14 protein-coding genes and 1 riboswitch are annotated in these 20,176 nt (G+C 66.2%); of the genes, 6 read left to right on the forward strand and 8 right to left on the reverse strand.

Going from position 1 to position 20,176, the window contains the following annotated elements; all coding sequences use genetic code 11:
- Positions 1-36 precede the first annotated feature (36 nt).
- Positions 37-513, reverse strand: coding sequence for a hypothetical protein (locus AC3WL7_RS11480; RefSeq protein WP_492750333.1), 477 nt, complete (start codon positions 511-513; stop codon positions 37-39).
- Positions 513-1,010 (reverse strand): hypothetical protein, encoded by a 498-nt coding sequence (locus AC3WL7_RS11485; RefSeq protein ID WP_492750334.1) that lies wholly within the window; start codon positions 1,008-1,010, stop codon positions 513-515. Before AC3WL7_RS11485 ends, AC3WL7_RS11480 begins: the two co-directional genes overlap by 1 nt.
- A gap of 186 nt (positions 1,011-1,196) precedes the next feature.
- Here AC3WL7_RS11485 and ppa point away from each other — a divergent pair, with 186 nt between their 5' ends.
- Positions 1,197-1,733, forward strand: coding sequence for an inorganic diphosphatase (gene ppa / locus AC3WL7_RS11490; RefSeq protein ID WP_005410935.1), 537 nt, complete (start codon positions 1,197-1,199; stop codon positions 1,731-1,733).
- A gap of 151 nt (positions 1,734-1,884) precedes the next feature.
- Positions 1,885-3,006: an HDOD domain-containing protein gene (locus tag AC3WL7_RS11495; RefSeq protein ID WP_492750335.1), complete on the forward strand. Its 1,122-nt coding sequence runs from the start codon at positions 1,885-1,887 to the stop codon at positions 3,004-3,006.
- Between the two features lie 153 nt (positions 3,007-3,159).
- Here the strand turns inward: AC3WL7_RS11495 and AC3WL7_RS11500 are convergent, their stop codons facing one another.
- From AC3WL7_RS11500 to thiC, 5 genes are all read right to left on the reverse strand, one after another.
- Positions 3,160-6,027 carry a TonB-dependent receptor gene (locus AC3WL7_RS11500; RefSeq protein ID WP_492750336.1) on the reverse strand — a complete coding sequence of 956 codons (2,868 nt, stop codon included), beginning with the start codon at positions 6,025-6,027 and terminating at the stop codon, positions 3,160-3,162.
- A 49-nt stretch (positions 6,028-6,076) separates the two neighbouring features.
- Positions 6,077-6,976: a helix-turn-helix domain-containing protein gene (locus AC3WL7_RS11505; RefSeq protein WP_079223139.1), complete on the reverse strand. Its 900-nt coding sequence runs from the start codon at positions 6,974-6,976 to the stop codon at positions 6,077-6,079.
- A gap of 115 nt (positions 6,977-7,091) precedes the next feature.
- The gene (locus tag AC3WL7_RS11510; RefSeq protein WP_492750337.1) at positions 7,092-9,407 is read right to left on the reverse strand and encodes a winged helix-turn-helix domain-containing protein; all 2,316 of its coding nucleotides are present in this window, start codon (positions 9,405-9,407) and stop codon (positions 7,092-7,094) included.
- A 258-nt stretch (positions 9,408-9,665) separates the two neighbouring features.
- Positions 9,666-10,337, reverse strand: coding sequence for an ion channel (locus AC3WL7_RS11515; protein ID WP_079223143.1), 672 nt, complete (start codon positions 10,335-10,337; stop codon positions 9,666-9,668).
- A 121-nt stretch (positions 10,338-10,458) separates the two neighbouring features.
- Positions 10,459-12,255 (reverse strand): phosphomethylpyrimidine synthase ThiC, encoded by a 1,797-nt coding sequence (gene thiC / locus AC3WL7_RS11520; protein WP_492750338.1) that lies wholly within the window; start codon positions 12,253-12,255, stop codon positions 10,459-10,461.
- Positions 12,256-12,338: 83 nt separating this feature from the next.
- Positions 12,339-12,440: riboswitch (TPP riboswitch) on the reverse strand.
- A 138-nt stretch (positions 12,441-12,578) separates the two neighbouring features.
- Between thiC and AC3WL7_RS11525 the strand changes: the two genes are divergently transcribed.
- Positions 12,579-14,156 carry a BCCT family transporter gene (locus AC3WL7_RS11525; RefSeq protein WP_492750339.1) on the forward strand — a complete coding sequence of 526 codons (1,578 nt, stop codon included), beginning with the start codon at positions 12,579-12,581 and terminating at the stop codon, positions 14,154-14,156.
- Between the two features lie 502 nt (positions 14,157-14,658).
- On the opposite strand, the gene ggt is transcribed toward AC3WL7_RS11525, so the two are convergent.
- A complete protein-coding gene (ggt, locus tag AC3WL7_RS11530; RefSeq protein ID WP_108747320.1) occupies positions 14,659-16,377 on the reverse strand; it encodes a gamma-glutamyltransferase in 1,719 nt (572 codons plus the stop codon).
- Positions 16,378-17,103: 726 nt separating this feature from the next.
- On the opposite strand from ggt, the gene ilvC reads away from it, so the two are divergent.
- The 3 genes from ilvC to AC3WL7_RS11545 are packed head-to-tail and all read left to right on the forward strand — an operon-like array spanning position 17,104 to position 20,085.
- The gene (gene ilvC / locus AC3WL7_RS11535) at positions 17,104-18,078 is read left to right on the forward strand and encodes a ketol-acid reductoisomerase (protein ID WP_079223148.1); all 975 of its coding nucleotides are present in this window, start codon (positions 17,104-17,106) and stop codon (positions 18,076-18,078) included.
- Between the two features lie 38 nt (positions 18,079-18,116).
- Positions 18,117-19,853, forward strand: coding sequence for an acetolactate synthase 2 catalytic subunit (gene ilvG, locus AC3WL7_RS11540; RefSeq protein ID WP_079223150.1), 1,737 nt, complete (start codon positions 18,117-18,119; stop codon positions 19,851-19,853).
- Positions 19,837-20,085: an ACT domain-containing protein gene (locus AC3WL7_RS11545; protein WP_079223152.1), complete on the forward strand. Its 249-nt coding sequence runs from the start codon at positions 19,837-19,839 to the stop codon at positions 20,083-20,085. Before ilvG ends, AC3WL7_RS11545 begins: the two co-directional genes overlap by 17 nt.
- The last annotated feature ends 91 nt before the right edge of the window (positions 20,086-20,176 follow it).

Below are 20,176 nucleotides of genomic sequence, written 5' to 3' on the forward strand. Positions count from 1 at the left end.
AATGCGAATCAGTCACGTTTGCATCGATTGCCGGGCCTACAGGCAATCGACCAGCGCGTCGTAGACACTGGTCGAGGTACCGGGCAGCGGCACGTCGATGGAATCCCGTGGCGGCACCGTTTCCAGCGCGTGCAGCAGGCTCTCCAGGGGCGTGCCCTCCGCCAGCGGCAGCACGCAGGCATAACTGCGCAGATCCACCTCGATGCTGCCGTCATCCAGCACCGAGGTGTTGCTGCCCGCGAACGTCCAGGTGCAACCCGCCACCTGGCCACTGGCCCGCTCCACCGAACAGCGCAGGCGCATGGCCTGCAGGTTGTAGTACTCGCCTTCGCAGAAGGTGTCGCCGCAGACGTCGTCGAAGCCGGCCACCAGTGCACGTTCAACGCCGCGGAAGCGCTCCCAGCCACTGCCCTGATCCGGATACAGCCGGGCGTCGACGTAACGGTCACCGGCGAGGGCGGGCACGCCTGCCAGGAACAGTGGCAGGCCGATCATCCATCGCAGGACGCGCATCATTGCACCCTCCCATGGTTGCCGGGCCCCTGCAGGCATCCCAGCAGACCGTCAAACAGGCCCCGGCCCAGGCCGGGGAATGGCGCCTCCACCCCGTCCGGCCCCGACAGCACCGCATGGAACTGTTCCACCGGTACGCCCGGCTGCAGGTCCACAGGACAGACCCAGCGGCCATTGTCCACCTCCACCTCGCCGGTATCCGGCTGCACGCGCAGCTCGCTGGCGGCCACCACCCAGGCGCAGCGGTCGACCACGCCGGCCTGCCGCTGCACCGCGCAGCGCACCTGCATCACCCGGTAGTTGCTGTAGTCACCGGCGCAGATCGTATCGGCGCAGATCCGGTCAAACCCGTGCATCAGGGCGGCTTCCAGGTCGTAGAAGCGGTCCCAGTTGGCCTCGCTGGTGGGGAAATCGATCAGATCGACATGGCTGCCGGCAAGCGCCGGCGGGGTAACGGACAACAGGGCGGCAAGGCCACAGCAGCGTATCCAGGTCATGGCGGCGTTCCTCGGAAATGAAGCCACAGCCTGCCCCGCCCCACGCACCGGCCCCATCGGGGAACCCCGCTCCGGCACCTCCGGCGGGGACCACTACGAAGGTCGGCGCTGCCCTACCCTGCACAGCGCCCGGCAAAGGCATAAAATGGTCAGCTATCCGTCCACATCCCCCACCTGGAGCACACCATGGGTCTGGAACTCGTCTCGCCCGGCAAGAACCCGCCGGAAGAAATCAACGTCATCATCGAGATCCCGAAGGACTCGGAGCCGGTGAAGTACGAAGTGGACAAGGAAACCGGCGCGATCTTCGTCGACCGCATCCTGTCGACCCCGATGCGCTACCCGTGCAACTACGGCTACGTGCCGAGCACCCTGTGCGGCGATGGCGACCCGGCCGACGTGCTGGTGGTGCTGCCGCTGCCGCTGGTCCCGGGCTCGGTCGTGCGTTGCCGTCCGGTCGGCGTGCTGAAGATGAGCGATGAAGCGGGCAGCGACGAGAAGATCCTGGCCGTGCCGGTCTCGAAGATCTTCAGCGGCTACGCCCATGTCGAAGACATCGCCCAGGTGTCCAGCCACTGGCTGGAGCGCATCGGCCACTTCTTCGAGCACTACAAGGACCTGGAAAAGGGCAAGTGGGTCAAGCTGGACGGTTGGGGTGGCGCGGCCGAGGCCAAGCAGATCCTGATCGAGGCGCACCAGCGCCACCTCGACAGCAAGGCCTGAGCCTGAACAGGATCGCTCCGGTGCTGCGCGCCGGAGCGATGCTGGTCACGTTTCAACACTGCGGGCCATCACTGTTGGCGCCGTATTAGGTAAATTGCGTCACTTCACACGTCATCGACGCACACCGTCGAGACAGCCAGGGGAATGTGTCGTGCGTATTCTGCTAGTTGGGGATTCAGCCAGCCTGCCGGCTGAGCTGAGCGAATTCATTGCCGATCTTGGGGAAGAATGGCAACCGCTGACCGCCGTCGATGGCCACACTGCGATGACCGCGGTGGCTGCACAGGGCGTGGATGCGGTGATCGTCTGCCCGCAGCTGCCCGATCTCAACGCAACCACGTTGCTCGGCCAGATCCGCACGCTGCGGCCTGAAACCATCCGTATCGCGCTGGTCGATGCCCAGCATGGCAACCGGCCGCCGCCGGCGCGCCTGATCGGCGTGGCCCACCGCTTCCTGCCGCTGCCGCTGGCGCCGGAAGTGCTGCTGGAAGCGCTGACCAGCCTGGAAGAGCTGCGCGAGGTGCTGGACAGCCCGCGCCTGCGCGATGCCATCGGCCGCATCGAGAAGCTGCCCTCGCCGCCGCACCTGTACCTGAGCCTGACCCAGGCGCTGGAACATGACGACGACACCGACAGTGCCGACGTGGCCAAGCTGGTTGCCGCCGATCCGGCGATCGCGGCCAAGGTGCTGCAGCTGTCCAATTCGGCGTTCTTCAGCCAGGGCCGCACCATTGCCGACCTGCGCACCGCGGTGACCCGCCTGGGCCTGGCCACGCTGCGTGACCTGGTGCTGGCCAGCGAAGTGTTTTCCGCACCGACGCTGTCCACTGCCGAGCGCAATTCGCTGCAGCAGCGCGCGCTGATGGCCTCGCGCCTTGCCGCGCGCCTGCTGCCCGAATCCAGTGCCGAGCTGGGCGCGACGGCCGCCCTGCTGGCCGATATCGGCCTGCTGCTGCCGGGCGTGCGCAACGAGCGCAGCGAACCGGCGCTGGCCGACGATCCGCGCCCCGGCCATGCCGAGGCCGGTGCCTATCTGCTGGGCCTGTGGGGCCTGCCGATGCCGATCATCGAAGCAGTGGCCTTCCACCTGCAGCCGCAGCGTGCCAACACGCGCAGCTTCTGGGTGACCGGTGCGGTGCACGTGGCCCTGGCGCTGGTCAACGGCGAGCCGGTGGACGAGGACTACCTGCAGCGTGCCGGCGTGCTGAACAAGCTGCCGCAGTGGCGCGAGCATGCCAACAGCCTGATGGGGCTGGTACCGACCGAAGCCTGAGCCTGGCGGCGCGGGCAAAGACCAGGGGGCAGGCCGCGAGGCCTGCCCTTTTTTCATGGGCGCGTGCCACACGGCAGGCGCCGCACAACGAAAGAGGGCGGACCTTGCGGCCCGCCCTCCTCTACTACGTACCTATTGCGACGCTTCGATGGATCAGAAGCGCTGGGTGTACTTCATGTACAGGAAGCGACCCACGTCGAAGCCACCGTAGTAGGCGAACGACGAGTTCGGGGCCGAGTACATCAGCGGACCCTTGTGATCGAACACGTTGTTGGCGCCCAGGGCGATGGTGGCATCCCACGGTGCCTTCCAGCTGACCTGCAGGTCGTGGAAGGTGTTGGAGCCGGTCTTGCGCAGCGGATCAGCCTCGCCATTGGCGTAGTGGTTCGGCGCATTGCACCAGAACTCGCCGGTGTCGATGCAGCTTTCCTTCATGCCCGAGTAGTAGCGAGCGGTGTAGTTCACGCCGAAATCGCCGTACTGCCAGTTGACGCCCAGGTTCGAACGCACGCGGAACAGGCCGGCTTCGCCGACACGACCGATCATGATGTTGTTGCCTGCAGCGTTCTGGCCCTGCTCGTCGTACTTGGACATGTAGCTGGTCGTCCAGTCGATGTTGAACTGGCCGATGGCCAGCTCCGGCAGGCGGTACTTGACACCCAGGTCGTAACCTTCGGTTTCCATCTTGCCGAGGTTGGCGGTGCCGTAGGTGATGGCGCTGACGTGGCCGTCATCGGCACGGACGACGTCCGCGCAACGGGCCGAGTTGCCCAGCACGTAGCAGTCACGCAGGATGCGGTCGACGCTGTCAGCGATGATCATGTCGCTGATTTCGTACTTGTACCAATCCAGCGACAGGTCCAGGCCCTGCACGAACTGCGGGCTCCACACCAGGCCGAAGGTGGTGCTCTTCGAGGTTTCCGGCTTCAGGTTCGGGTTGGCACCGGAGACGAACTGGTCACCCGACTGGCACGGCAGGGTCGAGCAGACCTTGTTGCCCTGGCCAATCTGGGTGTAGCCCACCGGCACGCCACCGGCGTTGCACGCGGCGTTGCCGTTGACCGAGCCCGGAGCGGTGATGCCGCAGGGATCGATGTACGACTCGAAGCTCGAGCTCAGGCCACCGTACAGGTCGCTGATGGTCGGGGCGCGGAAGCCTTCGGCGTAGGTGCCGCGGACCAGCAGGCCGTCCATCGGACGCCAGGTCAGGCCGAACTTGCTGTTGGTGGTGCCACCGAAGTTGCTGTAGTCCGAATAACGGCTGGCAACGTTCAGGGTCAGTTCCTTGGCGAAGGCCACGTCAGCCAGCAGCGGCACGTTCAGTTCGAGGTAGACCTCGTTCAGATCGTACTCACCACGGGTCGGCTTCTGGCCCAGGCCGGTGGACTGGCCCGACTGTGCGAAGGCGTCCGGCACGTAGCTGCCTTCTTCCTTGCGGTGCTCGACACCCAGGGCGAAGCCCAGGTCACCGGCCGGCAGGGTCACGATGGAACCGGCCAGGTTGGCGGTGAAGCTGGTGGTCTTGGTGATGCCGCGGGTGGTGAAGGTCGGGAACAGGAAGTCCTGCAGCTCCTGGTCAGCCAGCGAACCCTGGCCTGCAACGCCGTACGGCAGCAGCGGGTTCCACGGGCGGCAGCCCGACAGCGACGGGTCCAGCACGCCCTTGACGCCGCACTGGGCGACACCGTTGTCGTCGATGTACGAAGCGCCCAGTGCCTGGCGGGCACCGATCAGGCTCATGTCACCGCGGTTGGTCTTGATCGACTCGTTGCGGTTCCACAGTGCGCCGACGTCCCAATCGAAGGTCTTGCCGGCGAAGTCGAAGTAGCCGCTGACGGTCGGCGCGAAGCGCAGGGTCTTCAGCTGGCTGTCGGTGGTACGCGGCACTTCCCACAGGCGACGGCGGAAGCTGACGTCCTGGCCCTTAACCGGGCTGAAGGCGCTGCTGCCGCTCAGCGGGGTGTTGATGTCCGTCGAATTGGACTGGTACGGGTAGCCGGCGATCTGCTGGAACGTCTGGCGCTCGTTGTAGAGCAGGTCAGTGTTCAGGCTGATCGAATCGGTGAAGTCGTAGGTGCCGTTGATGTAGACCGACTTGCGCTTCACGCCGGTCAGCAGGGTCATCTGCTGGTTGGCGTTGGAGTACTCGTCTTCGGTCAGCTCGTGGTAGTCGGCTGCGTTGGTCGGGTCGCCGCCCTGGTTCAGGGTCTGCCACACCGCGGTCTTGGACGTGCGCGAGCAGTCGTACAGGGTCGGGTTGCACCAGGTGCTGTTCTGGCTGATCGGGCTCCAGTCAGCCGAGGTCGAGTTCGGACCCAGCGAGCCGTCACGGCTGTACCAGCGGTCCTTGGCCCACACCGGATCCTGCTTGTTGTATTCGGCCGACAGGGTCAGGCTGCCGCGCTCACCGCGGGCACCCAGGGTCATCGAATAGGTTTCGGTGTCGCCGTCGCCATTGCCGTACTGGCCAACGTAGACCTGGGCTTCGCCACCGTCGAAGTTCTTGCGGGTGATCACGTTCACGACGCCGGCGATGGCATCCGAACCGTAGATCGAGGACGCGCCGTCCTTCAGGATCTCGATGCGCTCAACGGCCGACATCGGGATCTGGCTCAGGTCCTGCAGGCCAGCGGTGGAAGCGCCCAGGCGCTTGCCGTTCATCAGCACCAGGGTGCGCTCGGCGCCCAGGTTGCGGATGTCGACGTAGTAGCCGCCGACGTTCTCGCCCGAAGCCAGCGACTCCGAACGGGAAATGGCCGGGGAGCCGGCCGAAGTGAGGTTGTTCAGCACGTCAGCGACGCTCGAGAAGCCCTGCTTTTCCAGGCTTTCACGGGTCATCGTCAGGATCGGCTGCTGCGTCTCCATGGCGGCGCCGCGGATGCGCGAACCGGTGACCGAAATACGATCGAGGTCGGTGGTGCCAGAAGCCGCTTCCTGGGCGGAAGCAAACGCAGGCGTCAGCGCCAGCGCAATGCCGGCCGGCAGCAGGCCGAGACGCACTGCGGGATTACGGAAGTTCATCAATCTCTCCAAGGTACGTGTTAGCAGCGTGTTAAAACACCCCAGCACGTTACGATTGCGTTGCAGCGCTGTATTTGCGCGACACACCCGGAGACTTTGCCGATTGTGGCGGAAGCTTCGCGCCGTTTTCACGAAAACGCGAAGCAGAGGTGCCATAGCGCGCGCGGAAGGCGCGGGCGAAGCTGCAGCAGTTGTCGAAGCCGCTGGCGGCGGCCACCTCGCCCACCATCATGTCGGTGTCGCGCAGCAGGTCCGCGGCGCGTTCCAGGCGCAGGCGTGCGGACAGCGACTGCGGGCTTTCCTCGTACAGGCTCTGGAAGGTCTTGGAGAGGTACCAGCTGGAGAAGTTGGTCAGCTCGGCCAGTTCGCCGATGCGCACCACGCGGTGGCTGTTGCCTTCCAGGTACAGGCGGGCGCGCTGCATGCGGCCGAATACCTGGCGCTTGCGGCTGCGCGAGCGGCCCGGGCAACGCTGCACGTTGTCCGCCATGCTGCGCTGCAGGCCGGCCAGGTGCAGCAGCAGCGGGCGCAGTGCCGGCGCCGGCAGGCCATTGGCCAGCGCATCACGCCACAGGCGCAGGCCGACACGGGCGTCGCTGCGGCTCATCCGGCCGCGCCCTGCGTACAGGCCGCAGTCGGCCATCTCGGCCAGCACGCGCAGCGCTTCGGCGTTCAGGCTCAGGCCCACGCACAGGCCGTTGCGGCCGGCCTGCACCAGCGGGCGCGATTCCTTCTCGAACGCGATCCATTCGCCCTGGCGCAGCCGGAAGCGGCCTTCCTTCGCCTCGACCCAGGAGGTGCCACGCACCTGCATCCACACCGTGAAGCTGGTGCCGGAGGTCTGCAGGCTGCCGAGACGGGCCACGCCCAGACAGGTCGGCGAAACATCGTCGATGGCCTTGTCGAGGGACACGGTTTGGCCGCGATCGGCCAGGGAGAGTTGACGCATGGAGGCACCACGGATTTGCCAAGTACAGGCCACCGTTTTGCCTAATCAGGTGCCTCCGCGTCAGGAAAGTCTGACGAGATCGCCACGAATTCGCGACGAGATCCCCACGAAGAAGTTACGAAGGCCCATTCTCTTTGAAAATCATGAACTTGCCGAAGGCCGGAAACAGCGGCGGCGGCTGCCGGGGCAGCCGCATGACGCCGATGTCGGCGCCGTCACTGACCGCCAGGGCGAGATACAGGTCGTTTCCATCGGCGCTGGCGCTCAGGCCATTGCCAGCACTCAGCCGCTGCGCATCCAGGCAGCGCTCCGGCTGCTCCTGGCCATCGCGCATGCGCACCAGCGTGGTGGCGCAGGCATTGCTCGTGCCCAGGTAATCAACACCGCCCTGCCCCGCCACGGTCCAGGTCCGGTAGCGCCAACGGCTGGGCCGGTCCTGGCTGATCTGCTGGACGCTGTCCGGCGCCAGGGCCGGATCGATCGACCACAGCCCGCTTGCGGCCAAGCGGGTGAACACCACGCGCCCGCCGCTGCGGTCGAAGCGGGCCTGGGACACGCCTTCCAGGCTGGCCAGGCGCCGCCACGGCTGGCTGCTGCGGTCGAACAGGCTCAAGCGGGTGTGCTGGTCCGCATCACGCTCCAGCACCAGCAGCTGGTCCGGCGCCGCCCCATACAGGACCTGCAGGGGCTGCTCGACCGGCACCGGCAGCAGCTGCAGCCGCTCGTCGCGGGGAGCGATCTCATAGACCACCGCCTTGCCATGCTCATCGCGGCCTACCACCAGCACCTGGCGGCTGTCCTCGGACCAGTCCGGCGCCTGCCGGCCTTCCGGGCGCAGCCCTTCGATCGGCCGCAGCGAATCAGGCCGCTGCAGGTCCGCCCACCACAGCGCGAAGCTGCCGGAACGGTCGGAACTGAAGACCATCTGGTGGCCATCGGGGGCAAGCATCGGCTGCCCGTCACGTCCACTGGAGGCAAACAGGCGCACGCTGGCGCCGGTCGACGGCATCCTGAACACGCCGAACTGAGCGCGGCGATGGACGAAGGCCAGCATGTCGCCGCGTCGGGACACCGCCGGCCACTGCGCATCATCCAGGCCGGCATCACGCAGGGTGCGCCGTGCCACGTCCAGGTAGTACAGGCGCGCTTCGCTGTCCACGCGGCGGCCGAACACGATGCTGCGGCCATCGCCGAGCCAGGCCCAGCCGCGCAGTTCCGCTGCCTCGTTGGTCAACTGCTCGGGCGTGCCGCCCGCAGCCGGCACACGCCACAGATCGCCCAGCTGCGGGTTGCGCACGAACACCAGCCAGCGGCCGTCCGGCGAGTAACGCGGCGCGTAGTCGAAATCGTCCTCGTCCACGGCGTAATCGAGCGCACGCCACTGCCCGGTAGGCAGGTCCAGCACGCGGATGCCGCGATGGGCGTAACGGCCCACCATGCTGCCGAACACCAGGCCACGGCCATCAGGCGTCCAGTCGAAGCTCAGCAGTTCGGTGCCATCACAGCGGGTGGCCTGGCGCAGCGCGCCGCCGGTGGCACTGGCCACCAGCACCTGGCAGCTGCCGCCAGCGCCGAAACGCGCAAAGGCGATCTCGCGGCCATCCGGCGACCAGGTGGGGAAACGATCGTTGGCACCTTCCGGCGGCGACAGCAGCTGGCGCGCCGGCGCATTGCCGGAGGTCTGCACCTTGATCGCGTTGCCGCCCTTGCCGTCCTCGTTGGCGCCTTCATAGGCAACCTGCGAACCGTCCGGCGACAGCGTGGGATAGGTCTCGAATCCAGCGGTTGCGGTGATCAGCCGGTACGGGCGCTCGGGGCTGCCGATCACGCGCGTGCCATCTTCCACGGCGGCATCCACCGGCGAACTCACCGGCGACGGACGCCGCACCAGCAGCACGGTCATCACCAGCAACGCCAGCAACATGGCAATGCCCAGCGCCAGCAGCAGGCGCCGGCGCCAGTGACGCCAACGACGGCGTGCCAGCGACTGCGCAGCAGGCGGCGGCGCTGCCAGCGCAGCATCGATGGCTTCGGCCAGCGGCGGCGTTGCGTCTTCAGCGCCTTCCGGCGCTGCATCGACCAGCACCTGCACCGGTACAAGCAATCGATAGCCGGTCTTGGCGATGGTTTCGATGTACGCCTGGCCGTTGTCCTGGTCGGTGCTGAACGCCTTGCGCAACTGCGTCACGGCCTGGGTCAGCACATCGTTGGTCGGCAGCGTATCCGGCCACACTTCGGCGAACAGTTCTTCGCGCGTGACCACGCGCCCGGGTTGACGCAGCAGCACGCGAAGCACGCCCAACGCCTTCGGCGTCAGCCGACGCGGACGACGCGCTCCCACGACATCGACCTCTCGCGAGGACAATGTCACGGTGCAATCGCCGATGCGTATGCGATCGGCTTCAGGCGGCAGGGTTTCGCTGCTGGTCATCTGCTGCTACAGGTTTGAAACGGGCCACGGAAACAACGATGGGTCGATACCACTCAGTCCGGGGCACAGCGAGAAGCCAGATTCCGCAAAAAGCATCAGCGCATACCGCAAAAAAAACCAAGCCGACGAATATTAGCCTATGCAGGTTACCTCGCCTACGCGTGGACGACATCAGGCTCTCTCTCGCCGACGCATTCACATAAGCAGCAACATCATTCGCGCCCTTTTGGGCGCGAAATTTTTATCTGACGTTCATTTTCAGAGCCGTCGGATCATGGTCAGGCCGACCAGTCGCGAAACCACCAGAGCGACGTACATAACCCCGGAAAACTGCTCCAGCATGACCAATGCGCGTGCCTGCGGATGCAGTGGAACCACGTCACTGAGCCCTACCCCGGACAGCAAGCTGAAGCTCAGATAAAGCAGTTCCATCCACGTGCGTTGAGGGCCCTCTCCGCTGCCCTGGAAACTGCCCGGATACCACTGCTGGCACACTGCAAATGCGAACGCGAATCCCCACGCGAGCAACGTGAACGTGGCACCGGCAGCGAACAGTTCATCGCGGGTGACCTTGTGGTCCTGCAGCATGTAGGCGATCAACGCGCCTGCCGTATAGAAATACAGCAGGCTTTCCAGCAGCTGCGCCGTGGTGCCCAGCGCCGGGCGGTCCAGCAGCGCACCGGCGATGGAGAACACCACTGACGGGATGGCCAGCACCAGCGCCAGCCAGGTTCCCAGCGGGCTGCGCTGCACCACCCACAGCGCAAGGCCGAGCACGGCCATGCCGAACACGCCGAGTGCGGCACGCCCGCCTGCGGTGTCATCCAGCGCCGGGTACAGCAGCACGGCAATCAGCTGCGCACCCAGCAACCAGGCGGAAGGATGACGGCGTGCGATGGCCAGCCAGCGGGTGGTGATGGCAACGGGCATGGCGTCCTTCCCCTGGTCGATGGCGCGAGGATAGCCGGTGCGGCGTGGATGCGTGGTGGTAGCGCCGGGCCATGCCCGGCGGTTTCCACAAGCCGCTGCGCTCGCCGGGCATGGCCTGGCGCTACCGCTGCCAACCGGCCTCGGCGTAGTCGCGCACATCCTGGGTGATCTTCATCGAGCAGAAGTTCGGGCCACACATCGAACAGAAATGCGCCTGCTTGTGTGCATCCTTCGGCAACGTTTCGTCGTGGAAGGCCTTGGCCTTCTCCGGATCCAGGCCGAGGTGGAACTGGTCGTCCCAGCGGAACTCGAAGCGTGCCTTGCTCAGTGCGTTGTCGCGCACCTGCGCACCGGGATGGCCCTTGGCAAGGTCTGCCGCATGCGCCGCGATGCGATAGGCCATGATGCCGTCGCGCACGTCCTGCCGGTTGGGCAATCCCAGGTGTTCCTTCGGCGTCACGTAGCAGAGCATCGCCGTGCCGAACCAGCCGATCATCGCCGCACCGATGGCGCTGGTGATGTGGTCGTAGCCCGGCGCGATGTCGGTGGTCAGCGGCCCCAGCGTGTAGAACGGCGCTTCACCGCATTCGCGCAGCTGCTTGTCCATGTTTTCCTTGATCAGCTGCATCGGCACGTGGCCAGGGCCTTCGATCATGGTCTGCACATCGTGCTTCCAGGCGATCTTCGTCAGTTCGCCCAGCGTTTCCAGCTCGCCGAACTGCGCTGCGTCGTTGGCATCGGCAATGCAGCCAGGGCGCAGTCCATCACCCAGCGAGAAGGTCACGTCATAGGCCTTCATGATTTCGCAGATCTCTTCGAAATGCGTGTAGAGGAAGTTTTCCCTGCGGTGCGCCAGGCACCACTTGGCCATGATCGAGCCGCCGCGGCTGACGATGCCGGTCACCCGGCTGGCGGTGAGCGGCACATAGCGCAGCAGCACGCCGGCGTGGATGGTGAAGTAATCCACGCCCTGCTCGGCCTGTTCGATCAGCGTGTCGCGGAAGATCTCCCACGTCAGCGCTTCGGCGCGGCCGTCGACCTTCTCCAGCGCCTGGTAGATCGGCACGGTACCGATCGCCACCGGCGAGTTGCGGATGATCCACTCGCGCGTTTCGTGGATGTGCTTGCCGGTGGACAGGTCCATCACGGTGTCGCCGCCCCAGCGGATGGCCCACACCAGCTTCTCCACCTCTTCGGCGATGCCCGAGGACACCGCGCTGTTGCCGATGTTGGCGTTGATCTTGGTGAGGAAGTTGCGGCCGATGATCATCGGCTCGCTTTCCGGATGGTTGATGTTGTTGGGCAGCACCGCGCGCCCGCGGGCGATTTCATCGCGTACGAATTCGGGGGTGATGATGTTCTGGATGGCAGCGCCGAACGATTGCCCCGGATGCTGCTGCAGCAGCGCTGCATCACGGATCGCTTCCAGACGCTGGTTTTCGCGGATGGCGACGAATTCCATTTCCGGCGTGATGATGCCGCGCCGCGCGTAATGCATCTGGGTGACGTTGGCACCAGCACGCGCACGCCGTGGCAGGCTGCGCGCCGGGAAACGCACGGGGTCGAGCTTTGCATCCTGCTCGCGGCCACGGCCGAACGCAGAGCTCAAGCCATCAAGCTGCTCGGTATCGCCACGCTCCTCCACCCAGCCACGGCGCAACGTCGGCAGCCCTGCAGAGAGATCGATCTGCACCTCTGGATCGGTGTACGGGCCGGACGTGTCGTAGACGGTGACCGCTGCGTTCTCGCCGCCGCCAAACAACGCGGGCGTGCGCGCCAGCACGATCTCGCGCATGGGCACGCGCAGGTCCGGGCGTGAGCCGGGCACGTGGATCTTGCGCGAACCGGCAATCGGCTCGGTCACCGAGGCGGAGAGTTGCTGGGCCTGTTGCTGCAGGGCGGAAAGCTGTGCGTTCATCGGGCATCGTCCAGAAAGGTCAGGGACGAAGCGGCGGCGCACTGCGCACCGCGCCCGGACGGTCCTTGGGCGGACTCCGGGCACGGCTGCACTGCAAAGCTTCCCTACGCCGGTATGAGCCGGATCAGGTTCCAAGGGACTATCTCAACCGCGACCACCAGGCCGCGGTACCCCCGCTTCTTGCCGCGCATTAGAACACAGAGCGACCGTCGTTAACGGAACGATGACATTCCGTTCAGTAACGTGATGCGGTGCCGCATGCGCGGCACTCGCTGCAAGCTCTGGCTCGCTCCCCTCAATCCCTTGATCGGAGAAGCTCCTTCATGGTGTTTCGCGTTTCCATTGCACTGGTCCTGCTGCTGGTGCTGCTCGCCGGCGTGGCTCCCGGCCCCTTCAACAGCGTCGTGCAGAGCATCCTCGGCGAACTCATCCGCGGCATCGGCTGGCTGTACCTGCTGGTGGTGTTCCTCGCGCTGGTGTTCCTGATGTACCTGGCGTTCGGCCGCTTCGGCAACCTGCGCATCGGCGGCGAAGATGCCGAACCCGAATTCTCGCGCGCCAGCTGGATGTCGATGCTGTTCGCCGCCGGCATGGGCATCGGCCTGGTGTTCTGGGGCGCGGCCGAACCCATCTCGCACTTCAGCAAGCCACCGGAAGGGCTGGCGCCTGAAAGCATGGAAGCGGCGCGCGCTTCGATGCGCTACGCGTTCTTCCACTGGGGCCTGCACCCGTGGGCGATCTACGCGCTGATCGGCCTGGCGATGGCCTGGTTCCAGTTCAACCGCAATGGCCGCGGCCTGGTCAGTGACATGCTGCAGCCGATCATCGGCCGCCACCACCGCGGCTGGATCGGCAAGGTGGTGAACATCGCCGCCGTCGTCGCCACCGCGATCGGCGTCGCCACCACGCTGGGCTTCGGCACCATCCAGATCGGCGCCGGCGTGGAGCGCATCTTCGGCCTACATGCCGGCGTGCCCCTGCAGCTGACCATCATCGCGGTAGCGTTCGTGCTGTACATGGCCTCCACGCTGAGTGGCGTGGACAAGGGCATCAAGTGGCTGTCCAACTTCAACCTGGCGCTGGCGGCGTTGCTGCTGGCGCTGGTGCTGGTGCTCGGCCCGACCGGTGCGATCTTCAACACGTTCACCACCACGCTGGGGTCCTACCTCAACCAACTGGTGACGATGAGCCTGCGCATGTCGCCGTTCTCGTCCAGCACGTGGGTGGCCGACTGGACGATCTTCTACTGGGCGTGGTGGATTTCCTGGGCACCGTTCGTGGGTTCGTTCATCGCCCGCATCTCGCGCGGGCGCAGCGTGCGCGAGTTCGTGGTGGGCGTGGTGCTGGCACCGACGCTGCTGGGCTTCTTCTGGTTCTCGGTGTTCGGCGGCACGGCCATCTGGTCGCAGATCTTCGGCCATGCCGATCTGGTGCAGGCGCTGGGCAATGGCTACGAGACCGTGCTGTTCACCCTGTTCGACAGCATGCCGCTGCCGTTGCTGCTGTCGTGCATCGCGCTGGTGCTGCTGATGATCTTCTTCGTGACCTCGGCCGATTCGGCGGTGCTGGTACTGGCCAGCATGTCGACCGACGAAGCGGGCGATCCGCCGCTGAAGCGCAAGCTGGCCTGGGGCGTGGGCATCGCGCTGATTGCAGGGGCACTGCTGCTGGCCGGCGGCCTGGATGCGCTGCAGGGGATGATCACGATCGCGGCGTTGCCGTTCGCGCTGCTGATGGTGCTGGTGATGGTGTCGCTGTACCGGGTACTGGACCAGGAATACACACTTGAGCGACGCAGGGTGCAGCGCCAGCGGCACATGATCGATGCCTGGATTGCGCGCGAGATGGCGGCGCAGGAAGAGACGCAGGCGGAGGCGGCGCGGGCGCAGGATTCGGATTGATTGTGTTTTTGCAGGGCTTGCAGCCCTGCACCTGCTCAATGCAACGGCAACGGCCGAAGCAAAAGCGGCTCTGGGTTTCTGCTGGTTGGGCGGGGCGGTGTGGGTGGGCAGGACACGCCGTAAACCCGTCCCTGGAGGCTCGATGGCGCCATCCATGGCGCCAACGGTCCTGCCCACCCACACCGCCCCACCCCCGACAGTTTCCCGGTGACGGTTGGTTCTCCACGCCATGCGTGGATGAGGTGTATCGGAAAACAAGAAGGGGTCGGATTGCTTTTGCCTTTGCTCTTCTTTTTTCTTTTCCTGCGGTGGCGGCCACGGAAACTGTCAGGGGCCGGGCGGGTGGGTTGGGCGGGGGTGTCAGCCGCATGGATGCGGCTGCCAAGCCTCCAGGGACGGATTCACGGCGTCCCCCGACCAGCCCACCCGCCCGGCCCAATCACATGACCAAGCTTCAACGAACCACCACCGCAGAGGGGGCTCAGCCCGTTGGCCGGAAACCTCAGTACCCCGCCGCCTGCCCATCCTTGCGGCTCTCCGAAGCACCGTAGTACACCCCGCTCTCCGGATCACGCATGATCGCCTGGTAGCCGCCATACGGGCCGTCGGCAAACACGATGCGATGCCCCTTGCGCATCAGCGCGCGCACCGTCTCGTACGGGAAGCCGGTTTCCAGGTTCACTTCGCCACCGTCACTCATCGCCGTCGCCTGCCCGGTCGGTTCGGTCGAGCCCTCGTGCTGGATGCGTGGCGCATCGCCGGCTTCCTGCAGGTTCATGCCGAAGTCCACCAGGTTCATCACGATCTGCGCGTGGCCCTGCGGCTGCATCGCGCCACCCATCACGCCGAAGCTGGCGTAGGGCTTGCCGTCCTTGGTGATGAAGCCCGGGATGATGGTCTGGAACGGGCGCTTGCCCGGTGCGTAGCCATTGGGGTGGTTCTTCTGCAGCACGAACATCTCGCCGCGGTCCTGCAGGATGAAGCCCAGCCCCGGCGGTGCCATGCCACTGCCCATGCCGCGGTAGTTGGACTGGATCAGCGACACCATCATGCCGTCGGCGTCGGCCACGGTCATGTAGATCGTGTCACCCTCCTCCAGCTGCTTGGGCGTGCCCGGCTGCACTTCCTTCAGCGCCTTGTCCATCGAGATCAGCGCGCGGCGCTGCGCGGCATATTCCTTGGAAATCAGCTTCTGCACCGGTGCCGGCTGGAAGGCCATGTCGGCGTAGAAGCGCGCGCGGTCGGCGAAGGCCAGCTTCTTGGCTTCGACGAACAGGTGCACGTGCTCGGGCGAGCCGAACGGAATCTTCGAGAAATCGTAGCCTTCCAGTACGTTGAGGATCTGCAGCGCGGCGATGCCCTGGCTGTTCGGCGGCAGCTCCCACACGTCATAGCCACGGTAGTTGCTGCTGACCGGTTCGACCCACTCGCCATGGTGGTCGGCCATGTCCTGGTAGCTCAGGTAGCCGCCGTTGGCCTTGAAGTAGTCGCCGATGGTGTGGGCGATGGCGCCCTTGTAGAAGGCATCGCGGCCGCCGTCGGCAATCTGCTGCAGGGTGTTGGCCAGGTTCGGGTTCTTCCACATCTCGCCCTTGCGCGGGGCGTGGCCGTTGATCGTGAACTGCTCCTTGAAGCCGGGGTACTGCGAGAGCTTGGGTACCGAGCGGTCCCAGTAGTAGGCGATGACCTCGGCCACCGGGTGCCCCTCGCGGGCATAGCGGATGGCCGGGGCCAGGTTGTCGGCCATCGGCTTGCGGCCGAAGCGCTCGTGCAGGGCAAACCAGCCATCGACCGCGCCGGGTACCGACACCGGCAGCGGGCCGGTGGCGGGGATGTCCTTCAGGCCGCGACGCTGGAACTCGGCCAGGGTCAGCGACTTCGGCGAGCGGCCCGAGCCGTTGTAGCCGTACAGCTTCTGGGTCTTCGGATCCCAGACGATGGCGAACAGATCACCGCCGACGCCGTTGCCGGTCGGCTCCATCAGGCCCAGGGTGGCATTGGCGGCGATGGCGGCATCGACGGCCGAGCCACCGGCCTTCATCACGTCCAGCGCGACCTGGGTGGCCAGCGGCTGCGAGGTCGCGGCCATGGCGTGCGGGGCGATGACCTCCGAGCGGGTGGCGAAGGTGTGGCCGGTGATGCGATCGGCGGCGGAAGCCAGGGTCGGCAGGGTCGCCAGCAGGGCGGCGGCAAGCAGGGAACGGGCAAGGCGTCGGGACACGGTCGGGTTCCGATGGAAGGGTGGTCCCCCGATCTTCGCCGTTGCGGCCTTCACGCGGTATCGGGCAGAGGTCATGGAAGGCAGCGGCAATCCGCCGGGCATGGCCCGGCGCTACCTGCACGGGATCCGGTAGCGCCGGGCCGTGCCCGGCGAGCGCAGCGGTGAAAGACCCTCATTTCCGCGCAAAAAGACCCCCTGAAAAGAGTGAATTCCGGTTCACCGAAACACTTTCGCTGGAAACCATCCTTGTGCCACAAGCGATTGCGCCGGATGCAGCGGAAACCAAAAAAATATCCGTTGCCAGGGTTGACACTGCCGAATCGCCCATGTTTCTCTCGATCACATGTTGCACCACACCACGCCACCGCGAACCCGCGTTGAAGCCGCCGACACCGGCGCCGCCTCGCTGCGTTCGATTCTCGTGCTCGTACTTATTACCCAACCAACAGGTGCGGGACGAGCCAGCGTGTAAGCAACAGACACACCGGAACTCGACAAAAACCCGCACCCGCCCCGGTGCGGGTTTTTTCATTTCAAGACCTGGTTTCAGACGCAACCACCATGAACACCGCCCACTGCAAAACCCGGACCTGCCACCCCACGACGCCTCGTGGTGGCTGTGCCCGTGCGACGCACGGCGCCTCCCCCACCGTTTTCCCCTGACCGGCCGGTACGTCGCTTCGACTGCCGGCCGTCTTTTTTCTTCCCACGCAAGGAACCTCCCCCATGAGCACCAACGAACTGCCCCAGACCAAGATCGCCGTCATCGGCTACGGCAGCCAGGGCCGCGCCCACGCACTGAACCTGCGCGAATCCGGCTTCGACGTGGTGGTAGGCCTGCGTCCGGGCGGCCCGACCGAAGCCAAGGCCCAGGCCGATGGCTTCAACGTGGTGGCACCGGCCGAAGCGGTGAAAGACGCTGACCTGGTCGCCGTGCTGACCCCGGACATGGTGCAGAAGAAGCTGTACAACGAGGTGCTGGCGCCGAACATGAAGCAGGGTGCCTGCCTGCTGTTCGCCCACGGCCTGAACGTGCATTACGGCATGATCGAACCGCGCGCCGACCTGGACGTGGTGCTGGTGGCGCCGAAGGGCCCGGGCGCGCTGGTCCGCCGCGAATACGAGATCGGCCGCGGCGTGCCGTGCATCTGGGCGATCCACCAGGACGTCAGCGGCAATGCCGAACAGCATGCAAAGGCCTATGCGGCCGGCCTGGGCGGCGCCCGCGCCAACCTGATCCAGACCACCTTCAAGGAAGAAACCGAAACCGATCTGTTCGGCGAACAGGCGGTGCTGTGCGGCGGTGCCTCGGCACTGGTGCAGGCCGGCTTCGAGACCCTGGTGGAAGCCGGCTACCAGCCGGAAATCGCCTACTACGAAGTGCTGCACGAACTGAAGCTGATAGTGGACCTGTTCTACGAAGGCGGCATCTCGCGCATGCTGGAATTCGTCTCCGAGACCGCCCAGTACGGCGACTACGTCAGCGGCCCGCGCGTGATCGACGCCGGCACCAAGGAGCGCATGAAGGAAGTCCTGAAGGACATCCAGGACGGCACCTTCACCAAGAACTGGGTGGCCGAGTACGAAGCGGGCCTGCCGAACTACAACAAGTACAAGCAGGCCGACCTGGAGCACCCGATCGAGAAGGTAGGCAAGGAACTGCGCGCCAAGATGGTCTGGTTGCAAGGACAGGCCGCGTAACCACGCGGCCTCCCCCACCCGCTTTGCAAGGTTCCCCCATGAACTCTCCCACACACCGCAGCGCGCCGCCCAACGGCGCGCGCTGGCTGACCCAGGCGCTGGAGGCCGAGGGCGTCCGTACGCTGTTCGGCTACCCCGGCGGCACCATCATGCCGTTCTACGACGCGCTGGTGGATTCGTCGCTGAAGCACATCCTGGTGCGCCACGAACAGGGTGCGGCGCTGGCGGCCAATGGCTTCGCCCGCGCCAGCGGCCAGGTCGGCGTCTGCGTGGCCACTTCCGGCCCCGGCGCGTCGAACCTGGTCACCGGCATCGCTGATGCGATGCTGGACTCGGTGCCGATGGTCTGCATCACCGGCCAGGTCGGCACCCCGCTGCTGGGTACCGATGCCTTCCAGGAACTGGATGTGTTCGGCCTGACCCTGCCGATCGTCAAGCACAGCTGGCTGGTGCGCAGCGTCGACGACCTGCCGCGCGTGGTTGCCGATGCCTTCCGCATCGCCCGCGAGGGCCGCCCCGGCCCGGTCCTGATCGACCTGCCCAAGGACGTGCAGCTGGCCGATGCCAGCCACCTGCCGGCGCACGTGCCGGCCAGTGTCGAACCGCCTGCGGCGGCGGCCGATGCAGCGATCGCTGAAGCCATCGCCGCACTGGCGGCGGCCGAAAAGCCGGTCGTCTACGCCGGCGGTGGCATTGCCCTGGGCGAAGCCGTGCAGGACCTGCGCGACTTCGTCGAGGCCAGCGCCATCCCCACCGTGATGACCCTGCGTGGCCTGGGCGCGCTGCCCCCGCAGCACCCGCAGTCGCTGGGCATGCTGGGCATGCACGGCACCCGCGCAGCCAACATGGCCGTGCAGGAAAGCGACCTGCTGCTGGTGCTGGGTGCGCGCTTCGATGACCGTGCCACCGGCAAGCTGGCCGAGTTCGCCCCGTTCGCCCGCGTGGTCCACATCGACGCCGACGCTTACGAGATCTCCAAGCTGCGCAGCGCCGATGTCGCGGTGCCGGGCAATGTCAGCCATGCCATCCGCGCCCTGCGTGCGGCCTTCCCCTCCCCCAAGGCCCACCAGGACGCATGGCGCAAGCGCTGTGCCCAGCACCGCGACCGCTTCGCCGCCCGCTACGACGCACCGGGCCAGCACATCTATGCCCCGGCGCTGCTGAAGCGGCTGAGCGAAGTGGCGCCGGCCGATGCGGTCATCGCCTGCGATGTCGGCCAGCACCAGATGTGGGTGGCCCAGCATTGCCGCTTCAACCACCCGCGCAACCACCTGACCAGTGGCGCGCTGGGCACCATGGGCTTCGGCCTGCCGGCGGCGATGGGCGCGCAGTTCGCCTGCCCCGACCGCACCGTGGTGCTGGTGTCCGGCGATGGCAGCTTCATGATGAACGTGCAGGAGCTGGCCACCATCGCCCGCTGCCGCCTGCCGGTGAAGATCGTGCTGCTGGACAACAGTTCGCTGGGCATGGTGCGGCAGTGGCAGGAACTGTTCTTCGCCGAGCGCTACAGCGAGATCGACCTGTCCGACAACCCGGACTTCGTGGCCCTGGCCAAGGTGTTCGGCATTGCGGCCACCCGCATCGACAACCGCGACGACGTGGAAGGCGGCCTGGCTGCACTGCTGGCCGAGCCCGGCCCGGCCCTGCTGCACGTGGCCATCGACGCGCGCGCCAACGTATGGCCGCTGGTGCCGCCCAACACTGCCAACAGCACCATGCTGGAAAGCAACCCCGCCCACGTCCGCCAGGAGACCCCCAATGCAATACCGGCTTGACCTGGTGCTGCACCCGGCCGAAGGCGCGCTGCTGCGCGTGATCGGCATGGCCGAACGCCGCGGTTTCGCCCCGCGCGCGATCAGCGGCGCGCCGGTGGCCGCCGATGACGGACGCTGGCACCTGCAGCTGGTGGTCGATGGCCAGCGGCCGCCGGAAACGCTGTGCCGGCAGATGGAAAAAATCTACGACTGCGTGTCGGTACAGCTGACACCCGTGGAAGGAGCTGCATGATGAACACCCGTACCGTATCGACCACGGTGCCGGCACGGAGGCGTCTTCTTCGTCGCCCGTGCCCGCACGCGGCGGTCTGCTGCACCCCGCT

The sequence above is a fragment of the Stenotrophomonas sp. FW305-3-2-15-E-LB1 genome (assembly GCF_058787375.1).

Excerpts from the sequence above, each read along its gene's own strand:
- AC3WL7_RS11480 (WP_492750333.1), bottom strand. The coding sequence starts at position 513 with ATGCGCGTCCTGCGATGGATGATCGGCCTGCCACTGTTCCTGGCAGGC.
- AC3WL7_RS11485 (WP_492750334.1), bottom strand. The coding sequence starts at position 1,010 with ATGACCTGGATACGCTGCTGTGGCCTTGCCGCCCTGTTGTCCGTTACC.
- ppa (WP_005410935.1), top strand. The coding sequence starts at position 1,197 with ATGGGTCTGGAACTCGTCTCGCCCGGCAAGAACCCGCCGGAAGAAATC.
- AC3WL7_RS11500 (WP_492750336.1), bottom strand. The coding sequence starts at position 6,027 with ATGAACTTCCGTAATCCCGCAGTGCGTCTCGGCCTGCTGCCGGCCGGC.
- AC3WL7_RS11505 (WP_079223139.1), bottom strand. The coding sequence starts at position 6,976 with ATGCGTCAACTCTCCCTGGCCGATCGCGGCCAAACCGTGTCCCTCGAC.
- AC3WL7_RS11510 (WP_492750337.1), bottom strand. The coding sequence starts at position 9,407 with ATGACCAGCAGCGAAACCCTGCCGCCTGAAGCCGATCGCATACGCATC.
- AC3WL7_RS11515 (WP_079223143.1), bottom strand. The coding sequence starts at position 10,337 with ATGCCCGTTGCCATCACCACCCGCTGGCTGGCCATCGCACGCCGTCAT.
- thiC (WP_492750338.1), bottom strand. The coding sequence starts at position 12,255 with ATGAACGCACAGCTTTCCGCCCTGCAGCAACAGGCCCAGCAACTCTCC.
- AC3WL7_RS11525 (WP_492750339.1), top strand. The coding sequence starts at position 12,579 with ATGGTGTTTCGCGTTTCCATTGCACTGGTCCTGCTGCTGGTGCTGCTC.
- ilvC (WP_079223148.1), top strand. The coding sequence starts at position 17,104 with ATGAGCACCAACGAACTGCCCCAGACCAAGATCGCCGTCATCGGCTAC.
- ilvG (WP_079223150.1), top strand. The coding sequence starts at position 18,117 with ATGAACTCTCCCACACACCGCAGCGCGCCGCCCAACGGCGCGCGCTGG.
- AC3WL7_RS11545 (WP_079223152.1), top strand. The coding sequence starts at position 19,837 with ATGCAATACCGGCTTGACCTGGTGCTGCACCCGGCCGAAGGCGCGCTG.